6 protein-coding genes are annotated in these 5045 nt (G+C 51.6%); all 6 read left to right on the top strand.

Annotation, left to right across the window (positions count from 1 at the left end):
* The coding region (locus tag VIN66_RS07930) for an acetyl/propionyl/methylcrotonyl-CoA carboxylase subunit alpha (protein WP_414709880.1) at window positions 1–2003 on the top strand (2003 nt) is incomplete at its 5' end.
* Window positions 2000–2914 carry a hydroxymethylglutaryl-CoA lyase gene (locus VIN66_RS07925; protein ID WP_331923473.1) on the top strand — a complete coding sequence of 305 codons (915 nt, stop codon included), beginning with the start codon at window positions 2000–2002 and terminating at the stop codon, window positions 2912–2914. The genes VIN66_RS07930 and VIN66_RS07925, both read left to right, overlap by 4 nt.
* Before the next feature lie 22 nt (window positions 2915–2936).
* A complete protein-coding gene (locus tag VIN66_RS07920; RefSeq protein ID WP_331923472.1) occupies window positions 2937–3638 on the top strand; it encodes a CoA transferase subunit A in 702 nt (233 codons plus the stop codon).
* A 10-nt stretch (window positions 3639–3648) separates the two neighbouring features.
* Window positions 3649–4308 carry a CoA transferase subunit B gene (locus VIN66_RS07915; protein ID WP_331923471.1) on the top strand — a complete coding sequence of 220 codons (660 nt, stop codon included), beginning with the start codon at window positions 3649–3651 and terminating at the stop codon, window positions 4306–4308.
* Between the two features lie 116 nt (window positions 4309–4424).
* Window positions 4425–4874 (top strand): type II toxin-antitoxin system Xre/ParS family antitoxin, encoded by a 450-nt coding sequence (gene parS, locus VIN66_RS07910; protein WP_331923470.1) that lies wholly within the window; start codon window positions 4425–4427, stop codon window positions 4872–4874.
* A partial coding sequence (locus VIN66_RS07905; RefSeq protein ID WP_331923474.1) for an RES family NAD+ phosphorylase occupies window positions 4874–5045 on the top strand: 172 nt, incomplete at its 3' end. The genes parS and VIN66_RS07905, both read left to right, overlap by 1 nt.

Below are 5045 nucleotides of genomic sequence, written 5' to 3'. Positions count from 1 at the left end.
GGCAAGGAAGACGCATAATGTTTCGTAAAATACTTATCGCCAACCGCGGTGAAATTGCCTGCCGCGTTATCGACACCGCTCATAAACTGGGCATTCGCTGCGTAGCGGTTTACTCAGAAGCCGATGCCAATGCCCGCCATGTGCGCATGGCTGATGAAGCCTATTTGTTAGGCCCGGCACCAAGCAAAGATTCATACCTGCGTAGCGACAAAATCATTGCTATCGCTAAACAAAGCGGCGCAGAAGCCATCCACCCCGGCTATGGCTTTTTATCTGAAAACGAAGACTTCGCCAAAGCTTGTGAAGCAGCCGGCGTGGTATTTATTGGCCCGCCAGTTGGTGCTATTACCGCTATGGGCTCAAAAAGTGCCGCCAAAGAGATTATGGCCAAGGCCGGCGTACCACTGGTACCGGGCTATCACGGCGATGATCAGGCCGATGAGCTGCTCAAAACAGAATCGGCGCGTATTGGCTACCCGCAGCTGTTAAAAGCCGCCTACGGTGGTGGTGGTAAAGGTATGCGCGTGGTATGGAAAGCCGAAGAGTTTGCCGATGCGCTGGCCAGTGCCCGCCGCGAAGCCAAAGCCGGTTTTGGTAACGACAAGATGCTGATTGAGCGTTACCTGACCAAGCCACGCCACGTTGAAATTCAGGTGTTTGCCGATAATCACGGCAATGCCGTGTATCTGGCCGAGCGCGACTGCTCGATACAGCGCCGCCACCAGAAAGTGATTGAAGAAGCGCCAGCACCAAACTTTAGCAGCGAACAGCGTAAAGCCATGGGTGAAGCTGCAGTAAAAGCGGCCAAAGCCATTGATTACCGTGGTGCGGGTACGGTGGAGTTTTTATTCGACGAAGACGGCTCCTTCTACTTTATGGAGATGAACACCCGTCTGCAGGTAGAGCACCCGGTTACCGAGATGATCACCGGTCAGGACTTAGTCAAGTGGCAGCTGTTAGTTGCTGCCGGTGAAAAGCTGCCGCTGGCGCAGGACGATATTCAGCTGGATGGCCACGCTATTGAAGTGCGGGTGTATGCTGAAGATCCCGACAACGACTTCTTACCTGCCACCGGCAAACTAACCTATTTACGCCAGCCGGAAGCCAACCGCCATGTACGCGTTGATACCGGCGTGGCAGAAAACGATGAAGTATCGCCGTTCTACGATCCGATGATCGCCAAGCTGATTGTCTGGGATGAAAGCCGCGATCGCGCTATCGCCCGTATGCTGCGTGCACTGGATGATTACCGTATTGCCGGCGTTACTACTAACTTGGGCTTTTTAACCAGCTTAACTGAGCACCCTGCATTTAAAGCGGCTGAGCTTGATACCAACTTTATTAATAAGCATCAGCAAAGCTTATTTGCCCCGGCCAATAAAGAAAACAATCAGGCGCTGGTATTAGCTGCGCTGTTTATTTTGCAGCAGCAAAAAGCGCCACAAGGCTCGTGCAACAGCTTTTGCCCCTGGCAGTTTAGCCATGGCTGGCGCATAAACGAGATGCCAACGGTTGAGATCAGCCTGCAACATGGCGAGCAAAACTCGGTATTAAAAGTACAGCAGCTGCAGCAGCATTATGTGATTGACGTGGCAGGCCAGCAGCTTTGCTGCACGGCCGAGCTTAACGGCGACGAGCTAAGCGCAGTGCTGGGTGAGCATCGCACCAAGGTGCGCGTGAGCCAGTATCAGGACACCATCAGTGTGTTTATCAAGCACCAGCGTTACGACTTTATCTACCAGACCGAAGTGGCCGCTGAGGTTGAAGGTGCCGAACATGCCGGCAGTTTAACCGCACCAATGAACGGCACTATCGTCGCCGTAATGGCCAACGCCGGCAAAACGGTAAAAGCTGGTGATACGCTGGTGATCATGGAAGCCATGAAAATGGAATACAGCATCAAAGCGCCAAAAGATGGCGTGGTGAATGAAGTGTTCTATAGCGCCGGCGATCTGGTTAAAGATGGCGCCGAGCTGGTTGATTTCTCGCCGGAGGAAGCATGAGTTTCCCTAAAAGCGTTCGCATCGTAGAAGTCGGCCCGCGTGATGGCCTGCAAAATGAAGCCGCCGTGGCTACCGCCGATAAAATCGCGCTGATTGATATGCTAAGCGCGGCCGGCCACAGCTACATTGAAAGCGGCGCCTTTGTTTCCCCCAAATGGGTGCCACAAATGGCCGACTCTGCCGATGTTTTCAGCGGCATTACACGCCAAGCCGGTGTTACTTACGCCGCACTGACACCTAACCTGAAAGGCTATGAGGCAGCAAAAGCCGTTGCAGCGACAGAAGTCGCTATTTTCGGCGCCGCATCCGAAGCGTTCAGCCAGAAAAACATCAACTGCTCAATCAGTGAAAGCTTAGAGCGTTTCGCACCGGTCATGGACGCAGCCAAAGCTGATGGCAATAAAGTGCGCGGCTATGTCTCCTGTGTGGTCGGTTGCCCCTATCAGGGCGATGTTGCGCCATCAGACGTCGCGCGCGTAGCCAAAGCCCTATTAGATATGGGCTGCTACGAAATATCGCTTGGCGATACCATTGGTGTTGGTACGCCGGAAAAAGTCAATGCCATGCTTGATGCCGTACTCGCGGTAGTGCCCGCCGACAAGCTAGCAGTGCATTTTCACGATACTTACGGTCAGGCGTTAACCAATATTTACGTGGCGCTAAACCGCGGTATTGCAGTTATCGACAGCGCTGTAGCCGGTTTGGGCGGTTGCCCTTATGCAGCAGGCGCGTCAGGCAATGTTGCCAGCGAAGATGTGGTGTATTTACTGAACGGCCTTGGCATTTCGCACGGTATCGATTTAACTGCGCTGGCCCAGGCCGGCTGGTTTATTACCGATAAGCTCGGCAAGCAGCCTAGTTCTAAAGTAGGATTGGCGCTAAAGGCCAAGTGCACGCAAACTAACAGTTAAAAAAGCGCGTAGAGGATTTAAAATGGCAGGGTTTAATAAAGTCGTACATTCGTACGAAGACGCCATGGCAGGCCTGCAAGACGGTATGACCGTTATCGCCGGTGGCTTTGGCTTATGCGGCATCCCAGAGGGCTTAATTGCTCAGATCAAAAAAATGAAAACCAAGGATCTTACCGTAGTGTCAAATAACTGCGGCGTAGATGGTTTTGGCCTGGGTATCTTGCTCGAAGATAAGCAAATAAAAAAAATGATTGCCTCTTACGTGGGTGAAAACGCCCTGTTTGAAAAGCAGTTATTAAATGGTGAGCTGGAAGTAGAACTGACACCACAAGGCACGCTGGCAGAAAAAATGCGCGCTGGCGGTGCCGGCATACCAGCGTTTTTCACTGCCACCGGCTACGGTACGCCCGTGGCTGAAGGTAAAGAGACCCGTGAAATTAAAGGCCGTAACTACGTGCTGGAAGAGTCGATCACCGGTGATTTTGCCATAGTACGTGCCTGGAAAGCTGACCGCTACGGTAACCTGATGTTCCGTCACACCTCAATGAACTTCAACCCAATGGCGGCAACCGCAGGTAAAATTACCGTAGCAGAAGTAGAAGAAATTGTTGAACCGGGCGAGCTGGAACCATCACAAATTCATACACCGGGTATTTATGTGCAGCGCGTGATCAAAGGTAGCTTTGAAAAACGCATTGAACGTCGTATGGTCCGTCAAGGTTAAGGAGGCAACAATGGCTTTATCTCGTGAACAGGTTGCCATGCGCGTGGCGCAGGAACTGCAAGACGGTTACTACGTTAACTTAGGTATCGGTATTCCTACTCTGGTGGCCAACTATGTGCCGGCCGGCATTGAAGTAATGCTGCAATCAGAAAACGGCTTGCTCGGCATGGGCCCCTACCCGACGGAAGATGAAATCGATGCCGACATGATTAACGCCGGCAAAGAAACCGTTACCGCCATTAAAGGCGCAGCCATTTTCAGCTCAGCTGAAAGCTTTGCCATGATCCGCGGCGGCCACGTCGATTTAACCGTGCTGGGCGCCTTTGAAGTGGACCAAAACGGTAATATCGCCAGCTGGATGATCCCAGGTAAACTGGTAAAAGGCATGGGCGGCGCGATGGACTTAGTCGCCGGTGCGCAAAACATTGTTGTGACCATGACCCACGCCGACAAATACGGCAACAGCAAGCTGTTAACCGACTGCACCCTGCCACTAACTGGCGTCGGCTGTGTGAAGAAAATCGTTACCGATTTAGCCGTGCTGGAAGTACGTAACGGCGCCTTCCACTTACTGGAGCGAGCTCCGGGTATTTCAGTTGAAGAAATTCAGCAAAAAACTGCCGGCAAGCTGGTTGTCGAAGGCGATATACCGGAGATGGTGTTTAACTAAGTTGCCGCTTTAATCTCTTAAGGGCGCTAAGATTGTGATGGTCTTAGCGCTCTTTTTTTGACCAGAAAGCAATCACATGATAACCTCTAAAAGCATCAACTGATATTGGATACATCATGACAGCCTTAGTACGTGAGTTTACCCCCACACTTTATGCCGCACCAAATTTGTGGCAGCAGTTGGGTATTGCTGAGCGTGGACCTAAATTATATCAGGCGCTACATGAAGGGTTTAGCTACAGCGTATTTGATAAGCTGTCTTTAGTCTCAATGCTTGATAAAAAGCAGTTAGCGCAAGTATGCCAGTTAGCACCAGCTACCCTGGCAAGGCGAGCAAAGCTGGGTAAATTTACGCAGGAAGAAAGTGACCGGCTGCATCGTTTTGCTACCGTGCTGGTAGCAGCCAATGCCCTGTTCGATAAAGATATGGTGGCAACCAAACGCTGGCTTACTGAGCCGGTATACGGCCTTGGCGATAAAGCACCTCTGGATATGCTGGCAACCTCGGCTGAAACCCAGGCAGTGCTGGATTTAATTGGTCGATTAGAACACGGTGTTTTTGCCTGATGCAGCTGTATCGCTTAGTGCATCACAAATGGGCTACACAAGCATTTGACGGAGAAGGCGCGCGCCTATATGGCGGGCGCTGGAACAGTAAAGGCCTGTTATGTGTGTATACCGCAGGCTCTGAAGCCTTAGCTATTTTGGAAATACTGGTACATTTAAATAACCGTCAGG

Source organism: Rheinheimera sp. (genome assembly GCF_036568245.1).
Classification (GTDB): domain Bacteria; phylum Pseudomonadota; class Gammaproteobacteria; order Enterobacterales; family Alteromonadaceae; genus Alishewanella.
Note: the sequence above shows the minus strand (reverse complement) of the source record. Positions and strands in the feature narration are given on the sequence as shown.